The organism is Candidatus Lernaella stagnicola, assembly GCA_030765525.1.
GTDB lineage: Bacteria > Lernaellota > Lernaellaia > Lernaellales > Lernaellaceae > Lernaella > Lernaella stagnicola.
Map to the genome: position 1 here is coordinate 537,707 of JAVCCK010000010.1, position 23,882 is coordinate 561,588.

Sequence of the window (23,882 nt, forward strand, 5' to 3'; positions counted from 1 at the left end):
TGGAACCAAACGGGTCAACGGGCCGGTAAAACGTCTACGACGGCCGGCGTGTAATCGTCGTGGACTACTTCGACGAGCACCGCGCCCGTCGGCGCTTCGGCGAAGTCGACGGATGCTTCGCCGAACTCATCGGTGATCGCCTCGCATGGCTGGCAGGAGCCACCGGTAACGGTGACCGCCGCATCCGCGACTACCTCCCCGGTATTGTCGCTGGTGACCGTCAGCGCCAAGGTGGTGGCCGTCGGCCACGCGGCCGCCACGCGCATCACATGCAGATACACCTGCCGTGACCCGAGCAGCGTACGGTACTTGATACCCGTGGCGTCCAGGTACGGCTTCCACGGGTCGACAGAGCCCGGCTTCACCAATTCCATGCCGTGGTCGCTGGTCACGATGAACACCGTGCGGTCGTAGACGCCCGCGTTGCGATAGGCGTCCATGACCTGCCCGATCTTGTCATCGAGCAAAAACAGGTCGTCGCGCACCGCCGCCGAGTGGGGGCCGTACTGCTCGCCGTGTTTGTCGGTGATGTAGAACGAGGCGTAGGTCAATTTGGGAACGTCGTGGGTCGGGTCGACGAGGGTTGCCTTAATTTGCCACGGTACCGAAAAGTCGGCCAGGTAGTAGATTTCCTCGTCAAACGCGCGCGCGTCGGGCAGCAGCAGCGAGACGACTTGCATCAGCGGGTAGAAACCGTAGTCGGCGCCCAGGAAGGTCAGTTCGTTGACGCACGAGGTGTAGGCGCTTTGCTGCCACGCCCCGGGCCGGAGCAGGTCCCAATCGCCGAAGCTGCGATGCACGGCGTCGTACAGCGACTCCACACCGCGCTCGTCTTCGAAAAAGAGCAGGTAGAAATCGACCGCGATCTGCGGGTCGTGCAGGATCTCGTCGAGCCGATCGGTAAACCAGCCGAACGAGAAAAATTCGTCCAGGTCCGGTCGGTAGACGTCGTTGTTGAGCATACCGTGGTGGCCTTGATACGTGCCGGTGCCCAGCGATGTGTGACCCGGCAGCGACATGCTCGGCCAACCCACCAGCGCGCCGCCCTTGTAGAACGAACCGTTTTCGATCAACTCGAAAAAGTTCGGCAGGTCCAACCCGCCGCCGCCTTGGTTTTCGTAGTGGTAGTAAAGTTCGTTGGGCGCCAGGCCGTCGAACAGGAAAATCACCGCGTAATCGGCCAGGCCCTGCACGCTCGGGTCGGTCATCACCTCGGCCAGCGCCTGCCCGTCTTGCCAGGTGAGAAAGTTGTTCGTGACACGGTGTCCGCGTTCGTCCACGCCCGTGGTGGTATCCGCGCCCAGCAGCGCCAGCACGGTCGGCGCGATATCCACCTGGCGCGCGTAGTTGTCGACGAGCACGCCCGGATTCACGCCCGCCCCGGCCAGCAGCAAGGTCGAGCGCGCTTGCATCAAACCCAGGTTGCCGTGGGTGCCGCCGCCGCCGGCGTGCGAAGCATGCACGTCAAAAGCGATGTCCGGCCCGTGCGGCGAGTCGAAAATCTGCGCAATGCGTTCCAGCGCGTTGGGATACACGGCCAGGTCATCGGGCATCCAGCCGACTCGCGGGTCGTCGGGGTCGTAGCCGTGCTCGGGCAGTTGAATCCCCTCCGGGTTTTCCAGCAGAGCCAGCTCCGCGTCGTAACCCGCGCCGGTCATCGGATCGGTGTAAGGGAAGGGGTCCGGGCCGATTTGGTTTTCGACTGTAATTTCCGGGCCCTTGGCGCCGATGGTGCGCGAGAAACTCAACTCGCCGTCGGCGTGCCAGACGGTGTACAAGTCTGCCGCCGGGTCATACGCCGCGACCCATTTGACACTTGTGCTTTGCAGCAGCGCGTCTTTGGCCGCCAGGCCCGTTTCCCATTCGTAGGAGTTGAGACCCTGATCGCCGAGGGGCCGGTATTCGTTCATGTCCAGCGGGCCGAGATCCTCGCCCACCGCCCAATACGGGGTGGTGTCGTCGTCATCATTATCGTTGTCGTTGTCGTCGTTATCGTTGTCGTCGTCATCATTGTCGTCATTATTATCGTCGTTGTCGTCATTGTTATTGTCGTCATCATTGTCGTCGTCGTCACCAATAGCGTCGCCGTCATCGAATTCGTCATCGTTTTCATCGTTTGATTGACAGGCGGAAAGCCCGAAAAGGATCAGCGCGGCACAGAGAACAAGCAGCCAGAATATTGCGTTTCGTTTTCGTGGCACGGTACGACTCCTTGTGGGCCCTGTGTTCGTTTCGCGCTTGCCGAGCCCGCTACAACGCCTTGTCGATGAACTTGTGGTAGGCGGACATCCAATAGGAAATCAGGTAGTCCACTCCGGGATTGACGATGTCCGGGCGATCCTGCCCCCACTCGGTAAAGCGGAACGGATTGCGTTGATACAGAAAATCCGTCGAGCATTGCTGCTGAACGCCGAAGGCCTCCTGCGCTTGGTAATTGACCCCGCCCATCAACTCTTCCAGGAACGGATACTCTTCCATCAAGTCGTGTAGGAAAACCGACAGCGGGTCCAACTCATAGCTGCCCGGGTCGCGCTCCGGCAGGTAGTAACGAGCCAGCGGCGCGTCGCGGAATTCCGTGATGTCCTGCAGCAATTGCTCGGCATAGGGATCATCCTTCGCCTCCGGCGTGTAATCGCCCTGCGACATGAACACGGCGTTGTAAAACGCGTTATGCGAAAGCCGCGTGAAGGTGTGCACCTGCGTTTCAAACACGTTGAGGAAGAAGGCGTAGTCCTCGGCGCTGAAGTACACTTTGCCGAGCCGCAGCAGGTTGTACCAGAGCTCGTGACTCAAACAGTTTCCGTAGTACTGGGCGTAGCGGTTCATGAACGTGATGCTGAGCACGTGCAGCGTCAGGTGATGGTCGTTGCGCAGCCACTTCTGCAATTCGGCTTTGTACCGCGCCTCGCCGGTGATGTGATACGCCATCAAGATCCACGCCACGCGCATCGGGCCTTCCACATGAGGGGCCGAATCGGTGGGGGCGTGTTCTTCGTCGAGAATCCACCAGTTTTGCTCCAGCAGGGTGTCGAACAGCGTGGTCACGTCGTCGCGAATCATCTCGCGCATATCTTCGTCATCGACCAGGTCGTAGGCCGCCGTCATGCCGAACATCCAACCGTTGTACATGTCGCGGCTGGTTTCGCCCCACCACCACCTGCCCGCGTTGGGACCCGTCTCGTGGTGATGGCAGCGGCTCTGCGCCGGGTCGTCGCACCAAGCGTCGCTCGGGTAGATCAACGGATCCTGCTCCGCCCAGTATCGAGCGATGAAACCCGGCGTTTCCGTAACGTGCAGATTGCCCGACAAATACTCGGCGATGCGCACCGCTGTCGCCTTGACCGCCGGATCACCGGTGATGTGGTAGCGCATGGCCTGGCTGCCCAAATACAGCCCGGTCCATTCGCAGCTATCGCCCCAGTCGTGGTAACCGGCGACTTCCGCGCGTGTTTCATCGGTAAACACCACACCGATGGTGCCGCCGTAATAAGGCTGGTGGTAATCGACGTGCCATTGGTCGTATTCCTCGGCCTTGGTTCGCAGCGCGCCCGCTGCAACGGTTTCGTCGTAGTCGGCCGGTTCGACGGCCGCCTGCGGCCAGGGAGCAACCCAGTCATCGGCGAGCGGAGTAGTGTCGTCGTCGTCATTGTCGTCGTCGTCATTGTCGTCGTCATCGTCGTCATCGTCGTCGTCGTTGTTGTCATCGTCATCGTCGTTGTCATTGTCGTCGTCGTCGTCGCCGGTGTCGTCGTCGGCCGACGCATCGTCGTCGTCGTCGTCGCCGCAAGCTGCAACAACGAAAAGAAGAGACAAAACGATCAAAAATATCCACGCGGCGCGTTTAAACATGACTACCCCTTTCGCTTCGCGGATCATGATTATAAGCGCGATTGACCTTCGTGCCAATTCGCCGCCGCAAGCGGCTTGTAGCGAAAAGACCGCGCGGCGCGCGTTGCCACGCGCTGGGGTTATTGCTACCGTATCTTGATTTTTACATTCGAAGAGAGGGAGGACGCACGTGGTTCAAGTGGATGTTTTCTGGAGTTACGCGTTGGGCGCGAGTATGGCCTCGGCGGCTTTTCGGCAGCTTGAACCGGTCGAAAAGCCCAGCACGTCGCCGTTTTTCGTAAAAAACCTGTTGTATCTATCGTGCCTGTTCGCGCCGTCGGGCATTTACTTGCTGTGGAACTTCCCGGGTTGGGAGACGATGTTCGTCTTCGACCGCAACCTGTGGGGATGGCTGGTGGCGGCTTTCGCCATCACCAACGTGACACAGGGGATACTCGGCTTCTATGTGAGCTACTGGCTGCTGCGTCGCGGGCGCGTATACCTAGCCAACCTGCAGTGGGTGCTTGGCTACTTCTGCATGTTCTTTATTTTGGTGCACGGTTGGGACGGCACCGGTTTTCGCCGCTTCTTGTACGGCGGGACCATCGATCAATGGCGCGCCGGGGTTGAGATCCCAATGTATAAGTTCCTCTGGTCGGACGTAGCGCTGACCCTCTATGGGATGGGCTTGATCCTGCTGCCGGTGTTGTTTTGGATCATCGCGCGCTGGCTGCGCGAAGGCTATACTCTGGCCGGCGAAGCGCTGGCGGAAAAGAAACTGCCGAACGCCGACGAGATCATCAAGCGCTTCTTGTTTTCGGTGTTGGTGCTGACCTTGGGCGCGGCGATTGTCGCGTCGATCCTGATTCACCTGCTGGGTTGGTTGTGGGGCTTCGTCGCGTTTATTCCGTTGGCGTTCGTTGTGCTGTTCCGACGCGACGGACTGGTACACAAGCAGATTGCGGCGCTGACGGTCGATCCGCGCGTCTAAACCGCCCGAAACAAGCGATCGTAACCTCCATTTGAATAGGGAAGCGTGCTGAACATCGCCCGTATGCGCCCGGCTTGCTCGACCTGCCGCCCTATGTTGGCGACGACCGGCTGTTTGGCGTGGCGTGGGGCGACCGGATTGTCTTGTTGCGCGACGGCGAATTCTTTCACTGGTCGGCTCCGGTCGAAGGCAACAGCGCGCTCGTGGACGGCATCGATCTTATCAGCATCAACCCGGCTTCTTGACACCACCGGTCGCGGGCCGCTATGCAATCGAAGGTACACTTGCAACGCGGAGGCGCCATGAATTTCGACACCGTCCGCTTCGACAACGAAGCCGTGATATTAATTGACCAGCGAAAACTGCCCGCCGAGGAAACCTACCTGCGGCTGGAAACGCCCGAAGCTGTAGCCGCGGCCATCACCGACATGGTCGTGCGCGGCGCGCCCGCCATCGGCGACACCGCCGCCTACGGCTTGGCTCTGGGTGCGTTGCAGGCCGAGGACGACACCTTCGACACCCGCTGGCGCGAGATGACCGCCTTCATGGACGCGGCGCGCCCCACGGCCGTCAACCTGCGTTGGGCGGTCGTTCGTATGGATCGACTCTACCAGGCGAAAAAGAGTGAGGGGCTTGCCGCCGTGCGCGAGGCGCTGGTGATCGAGGCCCACAAGATATGGGAAGAGGACGTCGAATCCTGCAAGCAGATGGGCGCGAACGGCGCCGAACTAATCGCGCCCGGCACGCGTATCCTGACCCACTGCAACGCGGGCGCGTTGGCCACCGGCGGCTACGGCACGGCCCTGGGCGTGATTCGCGCCGCCCACGCCGCGGGCAACATCACCATGGTCTACGCCGACGAAACGCGCCCCTTCCTCCAAGGCGCGCGCCTGACGGCCTGGGAATTGGCCGCCGACGATATCCCCGTCACGGTGATCTCCGACAACATGGCCGGGCACTTGATGGCGCGGGGTGAAATCGACGCGGCGGTCGTGGGCTCGGACCGCATCGCGGCCAACGGCGACATCGCCAACAAGATCGGCACCTACATGGTCGCGGTGCTCTGCCACCGCCACGGCCTGCCCTTTTACGTGGCTGCGCCCCTTTCGACGATCGACCGCGACTGCCCCTCCGGCGCGGAAATACCCATCGAAGAACGGCCCGACCGCGAGGTGACGCACGTGTTCGACCAAGTGCGCATCACGCCGCCGGGCGTAGCGGTGCGCAACCCGGCCTTCGACGTTACGCCCGCCGAACTGGTCACGGCCATCGTCACCGAAAAGGGCGTGGCGTATCCGCCTTACCCGGAGTCGATTGCCGCGTTATTTGAGAAGTGAGTTAGCTGACGTCCATCCACTTTTGGAACAGCCATTTTTCCGGCATGAGGCGGAAGAAGCGCCGGGCCAGCCGCCAACGCGCCACCGGGCGGTAGAGCCGCGCCGCGAGGCAGTACCAGGGCTTGGTGTCGTACACCTGCAATTTGCGATCGACGAAAATACTGGCGAAGTACGCGCCGGACAGCATGCGGCGGTGTGCCGCGTCGATCCAAGGCACGGCCAGCCGACCGTCGTGCAAACCCGCCCAGCCGTCGAGACGCGCGGGCGGTTGATAGCCCAGGGTTCGGGAGCGCTCGAATAACACGGTGCCTGGATACGGCGCGTAGAGGTAAAACGGACTGACCAGGGCGCGAGGGTTTTCCGCCAGCAGGCGCAGCATGAGGTCGAAACCCGCCGCCAGGTCGTCCTTGGTTTCGCCCGGCATGCCGCCCAGAAAATTGTACCACGCGGTGATGCCGCGCCGCGCCAGGCGGCGATTGAGGCGCAGCACTTGCTCGGGGCGTAGTTGCTTGTTGACCTCTTTCAGCAGCCGTTCCGAGCCCGATTCCACGCCCATGTCCAACCGCACGCAGCCGCTGCGGGCCAACAGGTCCAGTTCGTCGTCGGTAAAACCGTCAAGCATCGCCACCTCGGCGCCCTGCACTTGGTACCGGAACGGCGCGCCCTCCCTAACCAGCCCCTCGGCCAGCTCGATCGCCCGCGCCTTCTTACCGAAAAAGTTATCGTCGACGATCGATAGATGCGCCAGATGCGGACGATCGCGGCGCAGGCGGCGCCACCGCTCGAGCACGACGTCCGCCGCTTCGCCCCGCCAGCGGCGATGGTGAAAAACGGCGTTGTAGCAATACGCGCAACCCATCGGGCAGCCGCGGCTTGTCTCGACGTAGGTCGCCGCGCGGCCCTCGATGAAAAAGTGATCGCCGCCGGGCGGCAGGTCCAGATCGACATCAGGCATCGCCGCCAGATCCACGAAGGGACGCTCGGGTTCGTGCGTGACGTTTTCACCGTCGCGGTAGCTGAGTCCCGCAATGCCTTCCGGGCCGCGCTGGGCGGCGAGGGCTTCGGCCAATTCCGCGAGGCTCTGTTCGCCTTCGCCGCGCACGACGATATCGACGGTGGGTTCCGCCAGCACCTGCTCGGGAAACAACGTGGCGTGAATGCCGCCCCACACCACCGGGGTCGACGGCGCGAGTTTCTTAGCAAGACGCGCGGCGGCCAGCGCGTGGTTGAGCTGACTGCCGGTCACCGAGGTGAGGCCGACAAACAGCGGGCGTCGTGCCAGCGCCTCGCGCAATTCGAGCCGCCAGTCGCGGGGTAGCCGTTGGTCGACGATGCGCACTTCGTGATCGCGGCCGGCCAAGCGCACGGCGGCCAGTAGCGACAGCGGCGGCGTCGGCCGCGACTTACCGGCGTCGAAAATATTGGTCATTGGCTGCACGAGGATGATCAAAAGCTTCCCCCTGACGCGCGCCCAGCGTAATGTCTTTGTGCGAAGGGGTCCAGTCGGCGAATCACCGGGACGGCGCCCCGGACCGGCCCGGATCGGAACGGGACAAGCAAAATCTCATCATGCAGTGTGGATCGGCGGACAACCGGTTGGTGACCACCCGCTTGCTTTCTTTCCTATTTTGCTACCGCGACACGCCGGACGAAAATCGATTCACTATCGCGCTCTACGCCTTCTCGATCCACCCGTTCACGCCCTTCTCCAACAGCGCCAGACCTTCGTCGCCCATTGCCGCGAGGTCGGCTCGGCAATCGCCATCGTACCATTCGCGCATGACCGCGCCGATCACGCCCATCACGGCGGCGGCCAAATAATACGCATGCCGCTCGGTGCGCTTGTTCGGGGCCGTGCCCAGCAAGAGGGCTTCCTTGATCAAAGCCCGCCAATCCTCGTCGAACTGATCGCCTTTGGCGATCAACGCCGGCGAATTCCGGATAATGCGCTGCTGCCGCAAGTGTTCTTCGCGTCCTTCCATGTACAACCGCGCCATTTCCATACAGGCGCGACGCAGCCGATCAAACGGCGCTTCGCCCGGGCGCTGGTCGCGCAGCAACTCGCGAAAGTGATCCAGGTGCAGGTCTTGGTGGGGAAACAGCACCAAAGCCTTCGTAGCGAAATAGCGGAAAAAAGTGCGCCGCGATACGTCGGCGGCCGCGGCGATTTCGCCTACTGTCGTCGCTTCGTACCCTTGCCGATCAAAAAGGACCATCGCAGCTTCGATCAGGGCCTGCCGCGTCTTGGCTTTCTTTCGTTGACGGAGGGGCATTGTCATTTCCATGGGTATTATTTTGAAATAGATGTCACAGAGTGTCAAATAACGCCCTGTGACAAAGGCGAACATTTGTTGAAATTATACTTTAAATTGTACGACTTGTCTCATTCGCGGGTTCAGTGGCTATCGCCGAAGCACAAGAGACGGCCGCCCGCATCATCCATGCGGGCCGGGCGAACAACACGGCCGCAGGGCGGGATTACTCGCGAACCTGGCCGCTGCCGAGCACGACGAATTTGCTGGTGGTCAATTCCGCCAATCCCATCGGACCGTAGGCGTGCAGCTTGGTCGTGCTGATGCCCATTTCCGCGCCGAGCCCCAATTGACCACCGTCGTTAAACCGCGTCGACGCGTTAACGACGATGCACGAGGCGTCCGCCTCCCGCAAAAAACGGGCCGCGGTGGTGTAGTTTTCCGTGATGATCGCCTCGGTATGACCCGATCCGTGCGCCGCGATATGTGCCAATGCGTCATCCACATCCGCCACGACCGCCACCGAAAGGATCAAGTCGAGGTACTCGGCGTCCCAGTCCGCGGCTGTTGCCTCGTCGAGTTGCGGCGCCACGACGCGAGACGGCTTATCGCCGCGCAGGGCCACGCCGCAGGTAGTCAATCGCTCGGCGACCAACGGCAGGAAATCGTCGACGATGTCGCGATGCAAGAGCAAGGTCTCCAGTGCGTTGCACACACCGGGCCGATGACACTTGGCGTTTTCGACAATCGGCAGCGCCTTGGCCAAATCGGCGTCTTTGTCCACGAAGGCATGGCAAACGCCTTTGTAATGCAAAATGATCGGCACCGTCGCCGTTTGATCCACAAAGCGAATCAATCCTTCGCCGCCGCGCGGGATGACCAAATCGACCAAGCCGCGTGCCTGCAGCAAATGCCGCACGAGTTCGCGGTCGGTGTCGCCGATCACCTGCACCGCCGCCGCCGGCAGACCGCTTTCGCCCACGGCCGCCGCCGCGATGGCGCCCAGCACGCGGTTGGAGTTCGCCGCCTCCGAGCCGCCGCGCAACACGACCGCGTTACCGCTTTTCAAGCATAGCGTCGCCGCATCGATGACTACATTGGGCCGCGACTCGAACACGATGCCGATCACGCCCAGCGGCACGCGCATCCGACCGACGCGCAACCCGTTAGGCCGCGTTTTGAGGTCGAATACGTCGCCGATCGGATCGGGCAACGCGACGATCTCTTCCACGGAGCGGGCGACGTCCTCGATGCGCTCGGGCGTCAGGGTCAGGCGATCGATAAGTGCCGCCGAGAGGCCCTTTTCGGCCGCCGCCGCGATGTCCTTCTGGTTTTCGGCAACGATTTCGGCGCTGCGGTCCCGCAATGCCGCCGCGATCCGCTCCAGCGCCGCATCCTTTTGCGCGGTGGTCGCTACGGCCAAAACCCGCGCCGCTTGGCGGGAGGCTTTCAGCATGTCGTGAATGATCTCTTGCTTCGTCATATCGACTCCTTACCCGGTCAGCACGATATTGTCGCGATGGATCACTCGATCGCCGTACGTGAAGCCGAGGGTTTTTTCGATTTCGTCGCCCCGTTTGCCGATGATTTTCTCCAACGCGGGCCGACCGTAGCGCACGACGCCGCGACCGATTTCCTTGCCCCGTTGGTCCACCAGTTTGATGACCGCGCCGCGGGCGAAATCGCCGGTGAGCCTGACAATGCCGCTGGGCAGCAGGCTGTGGTGGCCCATCGTCATCGCCTCGACGGCCCCGTCATCCAATACCAGTTCCCCGGCCACCAGCGCCGCATTGGCCAGCCAACGCTCGCGACCGCTCAATCCGCGCTCGGAGGGCGGCACGTACGTACCGGTCGGCCGCCCCGCCAACACCGCCTGCAGGACCGAGCCGCGACCCCGCGCGATCACGCAGTGGATTCCATAGTTGTGGCAAAGCTGCGCCGCTTCCAACTTGGAACGCATGCCGCCCTTGCCGAACGCGCTGGGCTTGCCGTTGGTGATTTCCAGCATCTCCTCCAGCGAGCGGTCGAGGCGTTCGATCACTTTCGCGTCCGGGTTTTCGCGCGGATCGCTGTCGTACAGCCCGTCGACATTGGTCAGCAGCACCAGCAAATCAGCGCCGACCAATCCCGCCACCAGGGCCGAGAGTTGATCGTTGTCGCCGAACTGAATTTCGTCCACGGCCACCGAGTCGTTTTCGTTGATGATCGGCACGGCGCCCAACTCAAGCAGACGCTGCAAAGTCTCGCGGGCGTTCAAATAACGTCGGCGGTCCTCCAAATCGTCCCGCGACAACAGCACCTGGCCGACCGGCACGCCCAGCGTCGAGAGCAGCCGCTGGTACAAACCCATCAGTTGCGATTGGCCGATGGAGGCCAGCGCCTGCTTGTCCTGAATGCGCACCGGCGGCTCGTCTCGGCCGATGCGCAGGCTGCCCATGGCGATGGCGCCGGAGGAAACGAGCACGGTTTCGACGCCGTCTCGTCGCCAGCGACCGATCGTCGTCGCCAACTTGCCGAGAAAACCCAGGCGAACCAGGCCCTCCTCGTTAATGATCGAACTGCTGCCGACCTTGACGACAATGCGGCGCAACGCGGTGGGATCGAATCGCTTTGGCAATCCAGGCTCCTTTTCGTGAATGAGCGATAAACAAAAAGTATAGAAAGCCCTGCGGCGGCCTGCAATGCGGCGGCGCGATTTTACCGGCGGCGATCATTGCGCACGGGCGGCCGCGATAGGGCCTTGCCCGCGTTTCCATCGCTCGCCTAAGCTGGGCGCATGAAAACCTTTGTCCTCACGCTTGCTTTGTGTGTGCTGACGGTTGGCCTGTGCGTCGCCGCCGAAAAGCCCACCCAGCTTTATCAGGAGGCGTTGCGTCTCCAGCGCGAGGGTAAACCCGCCGAGGCAACCGAGATGCTGTGGCGCATTGTAAACGAACACGGCGAGGATTCGCTCGTGCCCTATGCGCTGCTGCAAATCGGCAAAATCAGCGAGACCGACCTGGGCGACTACGACACCGCCGTGAGTATCTACCAACGCATCGTGGCCGAAAGCAGCGCCGCCGGGGCGTTGCGGCGTGCCAAAGCGAGATTGCGCACGCTGGAACATGAGCGCCGAAGCGGCGACGTACCGTTGCGCGCCTACCACCAGGTGTTGCGCGATTACCAGCGCCTCGGTAGCGACGAAGCGCTGCGTCGCATGAAAGACCTCGTGGCCAAACACGCCGATTTCGGCGAACTGGACAAAGCCCTGCTCTGGATCGGTGACGAACATCTGCGACGTGACGATTTCGCCGCCGCCACCGAATGGTTCGGAATACTCCGCGACAAATTCCCGCAGTCACGGTCCGCATTGCTGGCGACCTTCCGCATCGCCACGGCGTGGCTCGAAGCCGGCGAACTCGACGCCGCCGAAGCCGAATTCCGTCGGCTCGCGGAATTCACCGCCATCGAACCGCGCGCCCCACAACTCGTCGAAGCCCATCTGGCCATGGTGCACCGCTTTCGGCAGTGGCGGGCGCTCTATCAACTGTCGTTGTTGATTGCCGTGGGTATGCTGGTCGTTTGGCTGGTGGGAACGCGATGGCCCGCCGTGACTGCGAAGCACGTGATGGGAGGGTTGGTGGACGCCGCGCCGGTGGCGCTGGTTGCGGCCGCGGGATCGGTATGGCTGGCTTCCATCAATGCGCCGCAGTGGAAAGAGGTTGCCTGGGCCGGAGCGGCGCTCGCCGTCGGCGCGGGGCTAAACCACTTGTTCGTGGCTACACGCGGCTTGTCCCGACGGGGCAAGGCGATTTGGCTGGCCTTGATGTTTATAACGGCGTTGAGCTTCGTCTACGCGGTGTACTACCAGACCGACATGATCAATCAAATGTACCATTCCATTGAATACGAGGCGCGCTACATGATGTCGAACAGCGGCTGACGGGCTCGGCGCCCTCAGCAGGCGCACCCGCCGTCGTTGGTTTCGTCGTCATCCCGGGCCGCGGAATCGTCGTCATCATCGTCGTCATCGTCATCATTGTCATCGTTGTCATCGTCGTCGTCGTTGTCATCGTTGTCGTCGTCATCGTCAGTCGTATCATCATCGCCGGCGGTGTCATCGTTATCGTCGTCATCATTGTCATCATCATCGTCGTCATCGCCGACAGTGTCGTCGTCGACAGCGGCCGGTTCGACGGTGAAGGTCTCGCTGTAGTCGGCGGTAATGCCGTCCAAGTCGGTCACGGTGAGCAACACAGTCACTTCGCCGACCTCGTCGTAGGTGTGTTCCACCGCGGCCCCGTCGCCGGTTTCCCCGTCGCCGAAATCCCATTCGAAGGCAACGATTTCACCGCACGGATCGATGCTGTCGTTGCCGTCAAACACCACCGGCTCAAGCTGCACGACCGGATCGCTGTCGCGGGTGAAAAAAGCCGTTGGATCGCCGATGCCCGGCTTTCTGATGGTCACTTCGTCCAGCGTGATGCCCAGCCAATCGATGGCGCGCAGGTGCAATTCGTCGAATTCGATTTCCAGCAGCGCGTAGTGCCAGACGCCGATGCCGTATTCCCAATAGCGGGTAAAGATATTGAAGATCGGGTTGAACATCGCCCCGGCGCCGCCGGAGACCATGTACAGCGTGCCGTCTTCGTAATTGCCCACGACGTTACCCGCATATAGGGGCTTGGTGCGTTCGTATGTGTGGTCGTGGCTTTGGAAGGCGACATCGACGTGATAGGCGTCGAACTGGGGCACGAAGTAATCCTGCGGCTCGTCGTTCTCACCGTGCGTGGTGCCCGAACTGTAGGCGGCTTGGTGAAAGAAGGCGAGCTTCCAAATGGCGTCGGTGGCGGCGAGCTTTTCATCCAACCACGTGGCTTGTTGTTGGTAGGCCGTCAGGCCGTTTTCCGTCGATAGACCGAACACGTGCAAGGCCCCGTAGCGGAGCTGCCACCAATCGCTGGTGTCGGTCACGTCGTTATGCGGCATATGAAAGAGATCGAGATACGGGCTGCCGCCGCGGTGGTCGTGGTTACCCCATACGGTCAGGAAGGGTTGGTTGCCGATGTCGTGCGACTTGTCGAAAAAATCGTCCCAACCGTCGTCAACGTGGTCGCCCTCGGCAATCATGTCGCCCAGGTGCAGGACGAAATCCGGCTCCTCGTCCGTCGCGCCGTCCATCACCGTGCTCCATAGGATGCTGGCGCCGTCGTCGGTTTGCGAGCGGGAATCGCCAAGGACCACGAAACGAATCGGCGCGCATTGATCGACCGCGGCGGGTGCCGTGATAAACGCGACGTCCGAGAACATGTTGCCGCCGCCGTCGCCGCAAGACACGTGGTACACGGTGCGGGGCGCCAGGCCGTCGATCGTCACTTTGTGGTGCAAACCGGTGGCGTTGGTGAAGGTGTAGGTGTCACCGACCGCTTGACTCCCGTAACCGGAAGTTTCGCCGTAATTGCAGACGCTGTCGACAATCGACCAGTCGGTACGCCACGACAGCACCAGGCTCGTGTCCGCTTCCCCTTCCCAGGAAAGGCGGATCTGATCCGGTGCGGCGCCCGCGGCCCAAGCGACGGCCGGAACAACCAAACAAAGAGCGACAATCAGGTACACGCGACGAGCCATGACATTCCTCCTCGGCGCCTTAAGCGGCGCGCCCAAAAGCGAAAAAGCATACTAACATACTATTTTCCAAGGGAAAGAGGCGATAACACCCGCGTAATGAAACGCCCCGGCGCGCTTGGCGGCCGGGGCGGTGATAGTACCGATGGAGAAAAAGCGCTACGACGCCGGGCGCACCTTTACGTCGCGGAACACGCTGCCGACGCCGACGTCATAATTGCCGGGCATGTGCCAGAATCTGTACTCGCCGTCGATGCGCTGGACGAAGTAGTTAAGCCAGATGTCGGTGTCGAAATCATCCTGCAAGTGACCCCAGCCGGCGAACCACAACTCGTTGGGAGAGACCGCGGTGCCGCTGCGCAGCAGGAATTCGACGACCTCGTATTCGTAGAGGTCGGCGTAAGCGGTGGGCGCCGGCACGTCGATACCGACCCACTGGCCGTCAATAAGTTCGAATTCGTAGATGATGTGTTCGGTGCCCATGTCGCCGTCGTAAGACAGATCAAACAGCGCCACGCCGTGGTCGGGCGAAGAGAAGTCGAAATCCAACACGGAAACATCGTCGCCGCCCGCATCGCCGGGGATGGGATCGCTCGTGTAGTCGAAGGTCGCGCCGTCCCAGTGCACCAGGTACACCGGCAAGCCGTCGCCCGTCTTGCGTAGGATGATCCAGATGTCGTCGTCGCCGAAATATTTGATGTCGTCGATGGTGAGACCGAATTGGGCGTCGTCGGCCAGCGGGTGGTTTTCCAGGCAAAAGAGCGGTGTCTCGGCCTGCTCGGTCGTGAAGCGGTACACGCATTCGTCGACAAAGGAAAACACGATGCCGTCATACAAGGCGACGAAATCGCCCGCCGGGGATATCGATCCCAGGTCGACCCAACTGCCCGCGTCGAGCGCAAAGGTATCGACATGAGCGTTGCTCAAGTCAAAGAAATTGAGCGTCGTCAACGTGGACGAGTCAAGCAGTTCCGGGAAACCCAGATCGGTGAACGTGCCGCCGGCATAGGTGTAAATCCAACTGCCGCCGGCGGACACCCGATAGAAAACGTGACCCAGGTTGCCGACCGGGAAGCAAAACGTCATCGGCCCATAGATGTTTTCAAGCAACGACCACTGGCCGCCCTCGAGTACGAGCATCTCATCGCCGCAGGCCGAGCCGACCAAACGGCCATCGCCTTCATAGATTGGCAGGAAAGAATCGCCGGGCTGACTCGTATCATCGTCGCCGGCGACCGAATCGTCGTCGGCCGATGTATCGTCGTCGCTTCCCACCACCGGCGGTGTTTCATCCTCCGATACGCGGCTGTTGCTCGTAGCTTCGTCATCGCCGCCGCAAGCCATCGCACCGGCTAATAGAAAACAGAAAACTACCAAAAGCGTGAATGTTGCGCGCTTCACAGGTTCGCTCCTTTTTTTTGCGCCCCGTGGAGGGCGTTAAAAAACGGTTCACCCTGGATGTCAATCTATGATGAAATACAGTGTCCTCCGGTACAGAAGCATACACGATTTCTTGTGATAAATCAGGCCCGAATCGATTAGCAACGCTTCTTGAGATGCCCGCCGGCGAGGCGATGCTTGACGGAAGCGGACGCGTCTGTTAAGTCGAAGGCGACCCACATCGAAATCGACCCCTGGAGGTGTTTCATGTACGATTCCCGCGTGGCCGACCTGGCCAAAGTGTTTGTCGATTACTCGACACGCGTCAAAAAAGGCGACGTGGTCCTCATCCACGCCTTTGGCGCGCCCACCATCCCCTTCGTGAAGGAAGTGCACAAACGGTGCATTCAAAAGGGCGCCAAGTACGTTGAGATCGAGATGGAATTCGACGACATCCGGCGCGACTTTTTCAACTTGGGCAGTAAAGAGCAGGTCGGATATTTCCCGCAGCACAAGATGGATTTCATGAAGCACGTCGACGTGTACATCGGCATCCGCGCGCTGGAAAACGACATGGTGTTGGCCAACGCCAACCACCAAAACATGCGGCTCTGGCAGACGATGATGAAACCGATCCTCGACCGGCGCGTCGAGCATACGCGCTGGTGCATCACACGCTGGCCGGTCAATGCCATGGCCCAAAACGCCAAAATGAGCCTGGAAGAGTTCACCGATTTCTTCTTCCGCTGCACGGTCTATGACTACGCCGCGCTGAAAAAACGGCAGCAGAAACTCGTGCGGCTGATGGTCAAAACCGATCAGGTGCACATCACCGCCAGCGACACTGATCTGCGTTTTTCCATCAAGGGACTGCCGGCCATCAACTGCGCCGGTGAAATGAATATCCCCGACGGCGAAGTGTTCACCGCGCCGGTGCGCGATTCGGTCGAGGGGCACGTCACTTACAACACGCCGAGCATCTATATGGGTAAAGAGTTCAACGGCGTGCGGCTCGATTTCGAAAAGGGCCAAATCGTCAGCGCCGATTGCAGCAGCGGCGACCCGAAAAATTTAAACGAGATTTTCGACACCGACCCCGGCGCGCGCTACGTCGGCGAATTCGCCATCGGCACCAACACCGGAATCACCCAGCCGATGCGCAACATCCTGTTCGACGAGAAAATCTACGGGTCGTTCCACTTCACGCCCGGCATGGCCTACGGCGAATGCAACAACGGCAACCAAAGCGCGATTCACTGGGACTTGGTGAAGATCATGACCGGCGACGGGGAAATCCGCTTCGACGGCAAGGTGATCATGAAAGACGGTGTGTTCGTGCACCCGCAACTGCTCGACCTCAACCCTCCGGGCACGAAACTGCCGAAAGGGTTCGCGGTCAAAAAGCCGGCAACGAAGGCAAAGAAGGTCGCGAAGAAAACCGCCAAAAAGAAGAAGTAGTCAGCCGCGATAAGCGAAACATGAAACCGGCCTCCGGGCCGGTTTTTTTATGGGACGACACGCCGCAGTGAGCGGATCAAGCCCACCAAAGAATCACGTCGCGGGTTCGGCCGATGCCCGCCGCGAGCGCCTCGAGCGAACCGGCGCCCTGGTCGACGATGTCCGGGCAAAAATCGTAAAGGCGTTGCGCGAAGGCCGGCAGGTCTTCCGGCACGCGGCGCAATACAAAGCCCACGGTGTCCGCGTCGGCCAGATACGGGTCGATGCCGAATTGCTCGTCGATAGCGCGCAGGCGCGCGATGATGTCCTCGGTTGCCAGCTCGTGGTTCACCGCGTCGGTACGGCCGCGCCGCGCGATGTCGAAGGGGTCTCGGCCCGGCGCGATCACCAGTTCCACCGTCTCGTAACTCTGGTAGTTGCGGGAAAAAACGGGGTCGGTCAAATAGGCCACGTAACCGGCGGGCAGCGCGACGCGCAGGCGCGCCAGACGTTGCTTGGCCGTGCGCCACGGCACGACGGCCGAGATGCCGCTTTCGTCTTTTTGCTCCCCGTGGTGATGGGTGAAGTAGGGCCGCGGCGTCAGCGCGGTAGCCAGCCCGAGCAGTTCGGTTACATCGTCGATGCGCGGCAGCGGCGTGGCGAAGTCGTCGGCTTCGCGGTCTTTGCGCACCAGGCGAAACGCGATCCACAACAACGCGATCGCCACGGCGACCAGAAACGCCGTCCACGCGTAGTTCGTAGCGTATGGCGTCATGATGTCTCTTCCTTTGCGCCGCGCGCCACCACCGGGTTGCGCAGCCGGCCGATGCCTTCAATCACGATCTCGACGGTATCGCCCGGCACGATGGCCGATACGCCCGCCGGCGTGCCCGTGGCCACTACATCGCCGGGTACCAGCGTCATGATGTGCGAGACGTAGGAAAGCAACTCCGGCACCGAATGCAGCATGTTCGAAGTGCGCGATTGTTGTTTGCGTTCTTTGTTGATGTAACCCTCGATCAGCAGGTCCGAAACGTCCAGGTCCGTCACGATGCACGGACCCAGGGGCGCGAAGGTGTCGTGCGCCTTGCCGCGGGTCCAGGTGCGGTCGTTACGCTGCAGGTCGCGGGCGGTTACGTCGTTGATGATGGTGTAGCCCAGAATGCCGGCGGCCGCTTCCTCGACGGTCGCGTCGCACAACCGCGCGGCCACTACCACCGCCAGTTCCGATTCGATCTCCACGCGCCGTGACGCGGCGGGAATTTCGATCGCGTCCTCCGGCCCGATCACCGAAGTCGAGGGTTTGAGAAAGATATCCGGTTGCTCCGGAACTTCGCGGCCCATTTCCTGCGCATGGTCGCGGTAGTTGAGACCAATGCCGATGATTTTCCCCGGAATGACCGGCGCCAGCAGCCGCACTTTTTGCAGGGGATAGATGTGGCCGAACACATGGTGACCGGAAAACATATCCGTACCCAGATCGCGGACGTGGTTGCCTTCCAGGCTGCCGACGCGAACGTCTTCACATTGCGTCAAAAACCGAACGAGCTTCATTTCAACCCCAGCACGTCGCCCATGTCGTATAGGCCGGGCGCGCGATCTTGCAACCAGTATGCGGCGCGCACCGCACCACGCACGAAATTATCGCGGGTCAGCGCCCGGTGCGATAGGGTCAACACTTCGGCATCGGCGAGAAATTGCAGGTCGTGTTCGCCGACCACGCCGCCGCCCCGCACCGCGTGCAGACCGATACGCCCCCCGGGTCGAACGCCCGTGTGGCCTTCGCGGCCGTGCAGGTAGTATTCCGACGGGTCCTCGTAACCCAACGCCTCGCCGACGATTTCCGCCAGCCGCAACGCCGTTCCAGACGGCGCGTCGACTTTGTTGCGGTGGTGAGACTCGACGATCTCGATGTCGCAGTCCTCGCCGATGACTTCCGCCGCGCGCCGCGCCAGGTGGAACAGCAAATTGACGCCGATGCTCATATTCGGCGCCGCGACAATCGCCGTCTTGTCTGCCGCCGCCTGAACGGCGGCCCGGTGCTCGCCGCTCAATCCCGTGGTGCCGATCACCAGGGGCAGGGCGAAACGCGCCGCGATGCCCGCATGCGCGGCAGTTGCTTCCGGCGCGGTAAAGTCGATGATGACCTGCGCGCTGACCACCGCGTTGCGCAGTTCGCTTTCGAGCATCACGCTGCTGGGTTCGCCGCACACCAGCAACCCGACGTCTTTGGCAATGTCCGGATGGTCCGGCCGTTCGGTCGCGCCCACCAGCGTCATCCCGTCGGCGTCGTGGATATAGCGCACCAGCGCCCGGCCGATGCGGCCCATGGCGCCGGTCACGACTACGCGCAGATCGTCTCGCTTAGGTTCTTCCATCACGCCCTCACAACAACTCGGGGTCGGCCAAAACTTTGCGTATGGCGGCCACGGTCGCGTCGGTGGCCGAGGTCATCGGCAAGCGAATGTCCGGCTGGTAGTGACCCTGCAAGTGCAGGCCGGCCTTGACGGGAATGGGGTTGGTTTCCACAAAGAGCGCACGGAACAACGGCCACAAGCGGTAGTTGAGCCGCCGCGCTTCAATCGCGTCGCCCGCCTGCCAGGCGTCCCACAATGCCACCATCAACGCGGGAGCGAGGTTGGCCGCCACGCTGACCACGCCGTCGCCGCCCACCGCCAGGTTCGTCAAGAACAGCGCATCGTCGCCCGCCAGCACGTCCAAATCCGGCGCGAGTTGCTTGATATCCACCGTGGCGCCGATCGTCCCCGAAGCCTCTTTGACGGCCACGATGTTTTCGTGCTGCGCCGCCTCGGCAATCGTTGCGGGAGACGCGTTGACCGCCGTGCGGCCCGGGATGTTGTAGATCATGACCGGCATGCCGACATCGGCCACGGCGCGAAAATGCGCCACGAGACCGCTCGGCGTCGGCTTGTTGTAGTAAGGATTGACGACCAGCACGCCGTCCACACTGGCTTCCGCGGCCAGCTTCGCGCTCTGGACGCTCTTGGCCGTGCTGTTGGTGCCGACACCGGCGACGACTTTCGCCCGGCCCGCCGCCGCGCTGACGCAGATCTGAAACATGACCCGCTTCTCGTCGTCGCTTAGGTTCGGGCTTTCACCCGTCGTACCCGCCGGCACCAGCCCGTGCACCCCGGCCGCAACCAATCTTTCTACATGCGCCGTGTACGCGGCTTCGTCGAACTTGGCGCCAGCCTCTTTGAAGGGAGTAGCGGTGGCAACATAAACACCTTGAAACATGCATCAGTCCTTTCATCGGAGGTATCTCGTCTTGATGTTTAACCGTAACACCTTATGTGCTGCAAGGTCGTTCCCCAGGCTAATGGGAACCGCGAAAGCCAATAGTGTGCCGCGGCGTGATGATTTTACTTGTTTCTGTCGCCGCTTCGCTGAGCGCGCCGGCGGGGGAAGAGCGCCTAGCGTTTGCGCACCCCGTCGGGCGCGGCCGGCGGTTCGGGCAGCGGCGCGGGCGCCGCGCTATCCCAGTTGGTCGTCACCCACTGTTCGCCGCGCCGTTCCCAATCTATGCGGCCCTTCCAAACAATAGCGCGTTTGTTTTTGGTGATGCGCAACTTGACGTATACCGCCCCCCGCGACCGGCTCAGCCGCGGATACGATACGAGGGTCAGCAATTCCATTTTGCTGACTTGCTTCATATTCTCCACGCTGGGCACGCTCGAATCGGCGCGCATGGCGCGGGCCTGCGAGACCTGCCCCTGGTCGACGGCATTGACGTAGGCGGTCATCGCAACGATGAGGTCCTCGCTGATCGGCAACTCCGGCGCGGCCGGCGTCGGGCTTGATTCCGGTGTCGCGGGCGTCGGGCCCGGCGAGACTTCGGCGACGACCGGCGTAGGCGTAGCCGGCGGCGGCGCGGCGCGCGGCCTATCGAGTTGGTCGCTGAAGAAAAGGAAATAGGTCAGCACGGCGCACGTCAGGTAGCCGGACGCGAGCAACAAATCGAACAGGTAGGTCATCAAGCGATTGCGTCGCTCCCCCGGAGACCTGGATTCGAAGATGCTCTTGCGGCTCATATCCGACGCCTGCCTTTCCGGCCGCGTCGCCAGCGAATCATCATGATGATCGGCGCGGTGCTGAACACCAGGCCGAGCAGCAGGGGCCACAGCATCGACACTTCGTCGCGCTCGAAACCGACCCACGCCACCACAAGCAACACGAACCAGACAACCAGCACGCCCAGTGCGAAAATCCGCAGCTTCCACCAGGGGCTCAGGTCGCGAAAGGAAAACCCGGCCGCCGGCGTGTCCGGCCCCAGGCGCATCGACGAAGGCCCGATCGGGTTTCCTTCATCCGGCGCGGCCGTGCGGGGCGGGGCGGTCGAGAAACTGATCATAGCGATCGACACGCTGGCTTTGCTGCCCTGTTCGGCCGCCAGGTTGAGCAGCGCGTCGCACACCTTCGCCGGGTCGCCGGCCAGGCAATAGCGACCGATCTCCATGTCGCTCACGTTGGTCGGCAAGCCGTCGGTGCACAGCAGATAGGTTTCGCCCGGTTGCGCGACCAGGGCGTCGGACACGTCAACTTCGACCATGTCTTGCAGTCCCACACCGCGGTCCAGCACGACCACCGTCTGCTGCGACCGGTGGCCACCGGGATAATCCCCCATGTGGCTGACGTGTTCCTCGGTAAGCTGGTCGATGACGTAATTGCGCTGGCGGTAGGCCCGGCACTTGCCGACGTGGGCGATACGCAGCGCGCCTTCGTGGTAGTGCATCAACGTCGTACTGACGCCGATTTCCTCGAGTCGCGCATCGCGTTGTTGCGCGTTGCGCAAGGCGGCGTTGGCCATGCCGATGGCGTTGACGAGCATCTTGCGCGCGCCGCGGCCATCCCAGTGGCGGAAGGTGTCGAGAATCGTTTCGACCGCCAGCTTCGCCGCGCGACCGCCCAAGCCGCCCGCGTCGTGTCCGTCGGCGACGACAAACATATAGCCGCGGTCGGTGATCAGGCTGCCTACCGCGTCTTGGCTTTTCCCGGCGCCCCCGGCGCCCGGAATCGAGGCGGTGGCCGAGGTAACGGCTATGGGTTCACGATCGTAGAGGCCCATCGCGTCAAACTCGCTTTGTTGTGAAGCGTGAAGTCCGCTGGATTATAGCAAGGCGGAGCGCTGGGTAAACACAGGATCAACACAGGCGCGCATTTTTCCAATTCGGCCGTCCCGCCGCTTGCCCGAAGCGACCGCACCCCGCTACTGTGTGCCTGTCATGAACAATTCATCCCGGCGATGGTCCCGTTGGCGGCCGCATGTGGCGGTTGTGGCGGCTTACCTCGCCTTAACGGTGCTCACGTTAGGGCCGCTGCAACCCTTCCGCGAAGTGTGGGGCGGCTCCACCGACGACTTTTTCGAGCACGTCCAACTGCTCTGGTGGCAGGCCGACCAAGCCGCACAAGGGCATCCCTTTCCGCTCTTTACCACCGACCTGGCGTATCCGGACGGCGGTAAGATGTTTCTCCCCGACCCCATTGGCGGCACGACCGCCATTCTGTTTGTCTGGCTTTTCGGCACGGCGTTCGCCTACAACCTGCTCATGGCGGCCAATTTCGTTTTCGCCGGGTGGGCGATGTTCTGGCTGGTGCGGCGACGAACCCGCGACGACTGGGCCGCGGCGCTATCGGGCGTTCTTTACATGCTCTCGCCGGTGATGCTCGGCAACCTGAACAACGGCATCACCGAAATCATGCAAGCGGGCTGGCTGCCTCTTTTTGTCGGATTGCTGCTCGAATTGCTCGACACCGCCGCCGAGCCGTCGCCGGGCGACAGCCCCGCGCGAGCCGTCTTTCGAACCGGGCTGGCGATGGCGCTGGTCGCCCTCGGCCAGTGGTATTACGGCATCTACGCGTGTTTGCTCTTTGGACTGATCGTGCCGGCGCGCGCCGGATTGCGGTGGCGATCCTGGGCGTACGCGGCGGCGGCGCTGGCGGTGTTTGCGGCGCTCATTGCCCCGGTGGCCGCGGTTTTCGCCCTGACTTTCCGCGGCGGCGATTCGCTGTTTTACCTCGGCAACATGGATTTCTACATCACGCAGCAGCCCCTGCTGTTCGCCCACAGTGCCGACCCGGCGTTTCTGTTCGCCGCGCGGCCGGCTTTCGATAACTACCTGCATTTGGGTTACATCGGCTTCGTCACACCGCTCTTGCTGCTCGTGGGTCTGGCGCGACGACAGTGGCGCGCGGCGGCGTGGCTGAGCGCGGCGCTGTTTTTCGTCGTGCTGGCGTTCGGGCCGGTGTTGCAGTGGCGCGGCGAAGCGGTCGGCGACACGATCCGGCTGCCCTATTACCTGCTGTATAAGATCGTGCCCTTCTTCAAGGAAATGCGGCTGCCTTATCGGTTCTTTATCGTCGTGCACTTGTGCCTCGCCGCCGCCGTGGGCGTCGGCCTGCGCGGTTGGCTGAGCGATCGACGCTTGCGTGGCGTCGTGTTTGTCGTGGCGGCGTCGCTGTTTTGGTTGGAGACGGCGTGGCTGTCCGGGGCGCCCGTGCCGGCCGAGCGCCAGGATGTCACAGCACCCGCGGGACTCGCCCAACTGGGCCGCGACCCCGCCGCCGGGGCGGTGCTCGATGTGCCGATCCAATTCGGTCCAGGGGCGCGCGGCCGGTATCTCGTGGCGCAGACCGCGCACGGCAGGCCGCTCGTTTACGGCATTCAAGGGCGAGATTTCGCGCCGACGCTGCGCGGGAATCTAGCCGTCAACGTGTTGTTCGAAGCCGGTCGACGCCGTGTCGCCCTGGCCGCCGGGCCGGATCTGTTTCGCGGACACAAATACTCTTCGGCGTGTCTGCTGGCCGATTGCTTGCCGGACACGGACGCCTGTCCGGGGTGGATCCGTTCGGAGTTGCGGCAAAGCGTCACCGATTTGGCCGGCCACGGCGTGCGATTCGTCGTGTTGCATCAAGATCTCGTGCAGGGTAATGAAACCGCCGCGGTCATGACGGCGATGTTCGGCGACGCGTGGTATCAAGATGCCGAGGTAATCGTGTTTCGCCTCGACGCGCCCCCGGCGGACGGCTAAAATG

General features: G+C 62.2%; 20 protein-coding genes. 6 read left to right on the top strand and 14 right to left on the bottom strand.

The window, feature by feature from the left end; all coding sequences use genetic code 11:
• Positions 1-14: 14 nt before the first annotated feature.
• Both P9L99_06620 and P9L99_06625 read right to left on the bottom strand, forming a co-directional pair.
• On the bottom strand, positions 15-2,201 hold the full coding sequence (locus P9L99_06620) for an alkaline phosphatase family protein (GenBank protein MDP8223013.1): 2,187 nt from the start codon (positions 2,199-2,201) through the stop codon (positions 15-17).
• A 49-nt stretch (positions 2,202-2,250) separates the two neighbouring features.
• Positions 2,251-3,849, bottom strand: a complete 1,599-nt coding sequence (locus tag P9L99_06625; protein MDP8223014.1) for a hypothetical protein — start codon at positions 3,847-3,849, stop codon at positions 2,251-2,253.
• A 169-nt stretch (positions 3,850-4,018) separates the two neighbouring features.
• Here P9L99_06625 and P9L99_06630 point away from each other — a divergent pair, with 169 nt between their 5' ends.
• From P9L99_06630 to mtnA, 3 genes are all read left to right on the top strand, one after another.
• The gene (locus P9L99_06630) at positions 4,019-4,819 is read left to right on the top strand and encodes a hypothetical protein (protein MDP8223015.1); all 801 of its coding nucleotides are present in this window, start codon (positions 4,019-4,021) and stop codon (positions 4,817-4,819) included.
• A 74-nt stretch (positions 4,820-4,893) separates the two neighbouring features.
• Positions 4,894-5,064: a hypothetical protein gene (locus P9L99_06635; GenBank protein ID MDP8223016.1), complete on the top strand. Its 171-nt coding sequence runs from the start codon at positions 4,894-4,896 to the stop codon at positions 5,062-5,064.
• Between the two features lie 57 nt (positions 5,065-5,121).
• Positions 5,122-6,156 (top strand): S-methyl-5-thioribose-1-phosphate isomerase, encoded by a 1,035-nt coding sequence (gene mtnA / locus P9L99_06640; GenBank protein ID MDP8223017.1) that lies wholly within the window; start codon positions 5,122-5,124, stop codon positions 6,154-6,156.
• Between the two features lies 1 nt (position 6,157).
• Here mtnA and P9L99_06645 read toward each other — a convergent pair whose 3' ends face one another.
• The 4 genes from P9L99_06645 to proB form a co-directional block, all read right to left on the bottom strand.
• A complete protein-coding gene (locus P9L99_06645) occupies positions 6,158-7,606 on the bottom strand; it encodes a radical SAM protein (GenBank protein MDP8223018.1) in 1,449 nt (482 codons plus the stop codon).
• Between the two features lie 223 nt (positions 7,607-7,829).
• Positions 7,830-8,429: a TetR family transcriptional regulator gene (locus P9L99_06650; GenBank protein MDP8223019.1), complete on the bottom strand. Its 600-nt coding sequence runs from the start codon at positions 8,427-8,429 to the stop codon at positions 7,830-7,832.
• A 205-nt stretch (positions 8,430-8,634) separates the two neighbouring features.
• The gene (locus P9L99_06655; GenBank protein ID MDP8223020.1) at positions 8,635-9,891 is read right to left on the bottom strand and encodes a glutamate-5-semialdehyde dehydrogenase; all 1,257 of its coding nucleotides are present in this window, start codon (positions 9,889-9,891) and stop codon (positions 8,635-8,637) included.
• 9 nt (positions 9,892-9,900) lie between these two features.
• Complete coding sequence (gene proB / locus P9L99_06660; protein ID MDP8223021.1) at positions 9,901-11,025, bottom strand: glutamate 5-kinase; 1,125 nt, start codon at positions 11,023-11,025, stop codon at positions 9,901-9,903.
• A 159-nt stretch (positions 11,026-11,184) separates the two neighbouring features.
• Between proB and P9L99_06665 the strand changes: the two genes are divergently transcribed.
• The gene (locus tag P9L99_06665; GenBank protein ID MDP8223022.1) at positions 11,185-12,330 is read left to right on the top strand and encodes a tetratricopeptide repeat protein; all 1,146 of its coding nucleotides are present in this window, start codon (positions 11,185-11,187) and stop codon (positions 12,328-12,330) included.
• 14 nt (positions 12,331-12,344) lie between these two features.
• Here P9L99_06665 and P9L99_06670 read toward each other — a convergent pair whose 3' ends face one another.
• Positions 12,345-14,015, bottom strand: a complete 1,671-nt coding sequence (locus P9L99_06670; protein ID MDP8223023.1) for a PKD domain-containing protein — start codon at positions 14,013-14,015, stop codon at positions 12,345-12,347.
• A gap of 156 nt (positions 14,016-14,171) precedes the next feature.
• Positions 14,172-15,413 (bottom strand): hypothetical protein, encoded by a 1,242-nt coding sequence (locus P9L99_06675; protein ID MDP8223024.1) that lies wholly within the window; start codon positions 15,411-15,413, stop codon positions 14,172-14,174.
• Positions 15,414-15,659: 246 nt separating this feature from the next.
• Here P9L99_06675 and P9L99_06680 point away from each other — a divergent pair, with 246 nt between their 5' ends.
• Positions 15,660-16,850: an aminopeptidase gene (locus tag P9L99_06680; GenBank protein ID MDP8223025.1), complete on the top strand. Its 1,191-nt coding sequence runs from the start codon at positions 15,660-15,662 to the stop codon at positions 16,848-16,850.
• A gap of 76 nt (positions 16,851-16,926) precedes the next feature.
• Here the strand turns inward: P9L99_06680 and P9L99_06685 are convergent, their stop codons facing one another.
• The 6 genes from P9L99_06685 to P9L99_06710 all read right to left on the bottom strand — a co-directional run bounded on the left by P9L99_06685 (position 16,927) and on the right by P9L99_06710 (position 21,915).
• A complete protein-coding gene (locus P9L99_06685; protein MDP8223026.1) occupies positions 16,927-17,604 on the bottom strand; it encodes a DUF4253 domain-containing protein in 678 nt (225 codons plus the stop codon).
• A complete protein-coding gene (locus P9L99_06690) occupies positions 17,601-18,383 on the bottom strand; it encodes a fumarylacetoacetate hydrolase family protein (GenBank protein ID MDP8223027.1) in 783 nt (260 codons plus the stop codon). The genes P9L99_06685 and P9L99_06690 overlap by 4 nt, the downstream gene beginning before the upstream one ends.
• Entirely contained in the window at positions 18,380-19,207 is an 828-nt protein-coding gene (gene dapB / locus P9L99_06695) for a 4-hydroxy-tetrahydrodipicolinate reductase (protein ID MDP8223028.1), read from the bottom strand. Before dapB ends, P9L99_06690 begins: the two co-directional genes overlap by 4 nt.
• A 7-nt stretch (positions 19,208-19,214) precedes the next feature.
• A complete protein-coding gene (dapA, locus tag P9L99_06700; protein ID MDP8223029.1) occupies positions 19,215-20,087 on the bottom strand; it encodes a 4-hydroxy-tetrahydrodipicolinate synthase in 873 nt (290 codons plus the stop codon).
• Positions 20,088-20,263: 176 nt separating this feature from the next.
• Positions 20,264-20,881, bottom strand: a complete 618-nt coding sequence (locus P9L99_06705; GenBank protein ID MDP8223030.1) for a hypothetical protein — start codon at positions 20,879-20,881, stop codon at positions 20,264-20,266.
• Positions 20,878-21,915, bottom strand: coding sequence for a protein phosphatase 2C domain-containing protein (locus P9L99_06710; protein ID MDP8223031.1), 1,038 nt, complete (start codon positions 21,913-21,915; stop codon positions 20,878-20,880). Before P9L99_06710 ends, P9L99_06705 begins: the two co-directional genes overlap by 4 nt.
• 157 nt (positions 21,916-22,072) lie before the next feature.
• Here P9L99_06710 and P9L99_06715 point away from each other — a divergent pair, with 157 nt between their 5' ends.
• Positions 22,073-23,878 carry a hypothetical protein gene (locus P9L99_06715; protein ID MDP8223032.1) on the top strand — a complete coding sequence of 602 codons (1,806 nt, stop codon included), beginning with the start codon at positions 22,073-22,075 and terminating at the stop codon, positions 23,876-23,878.
• The last annotated feature ends 4 nt before the right edge of the window (positions 23,879-23,882 follow it).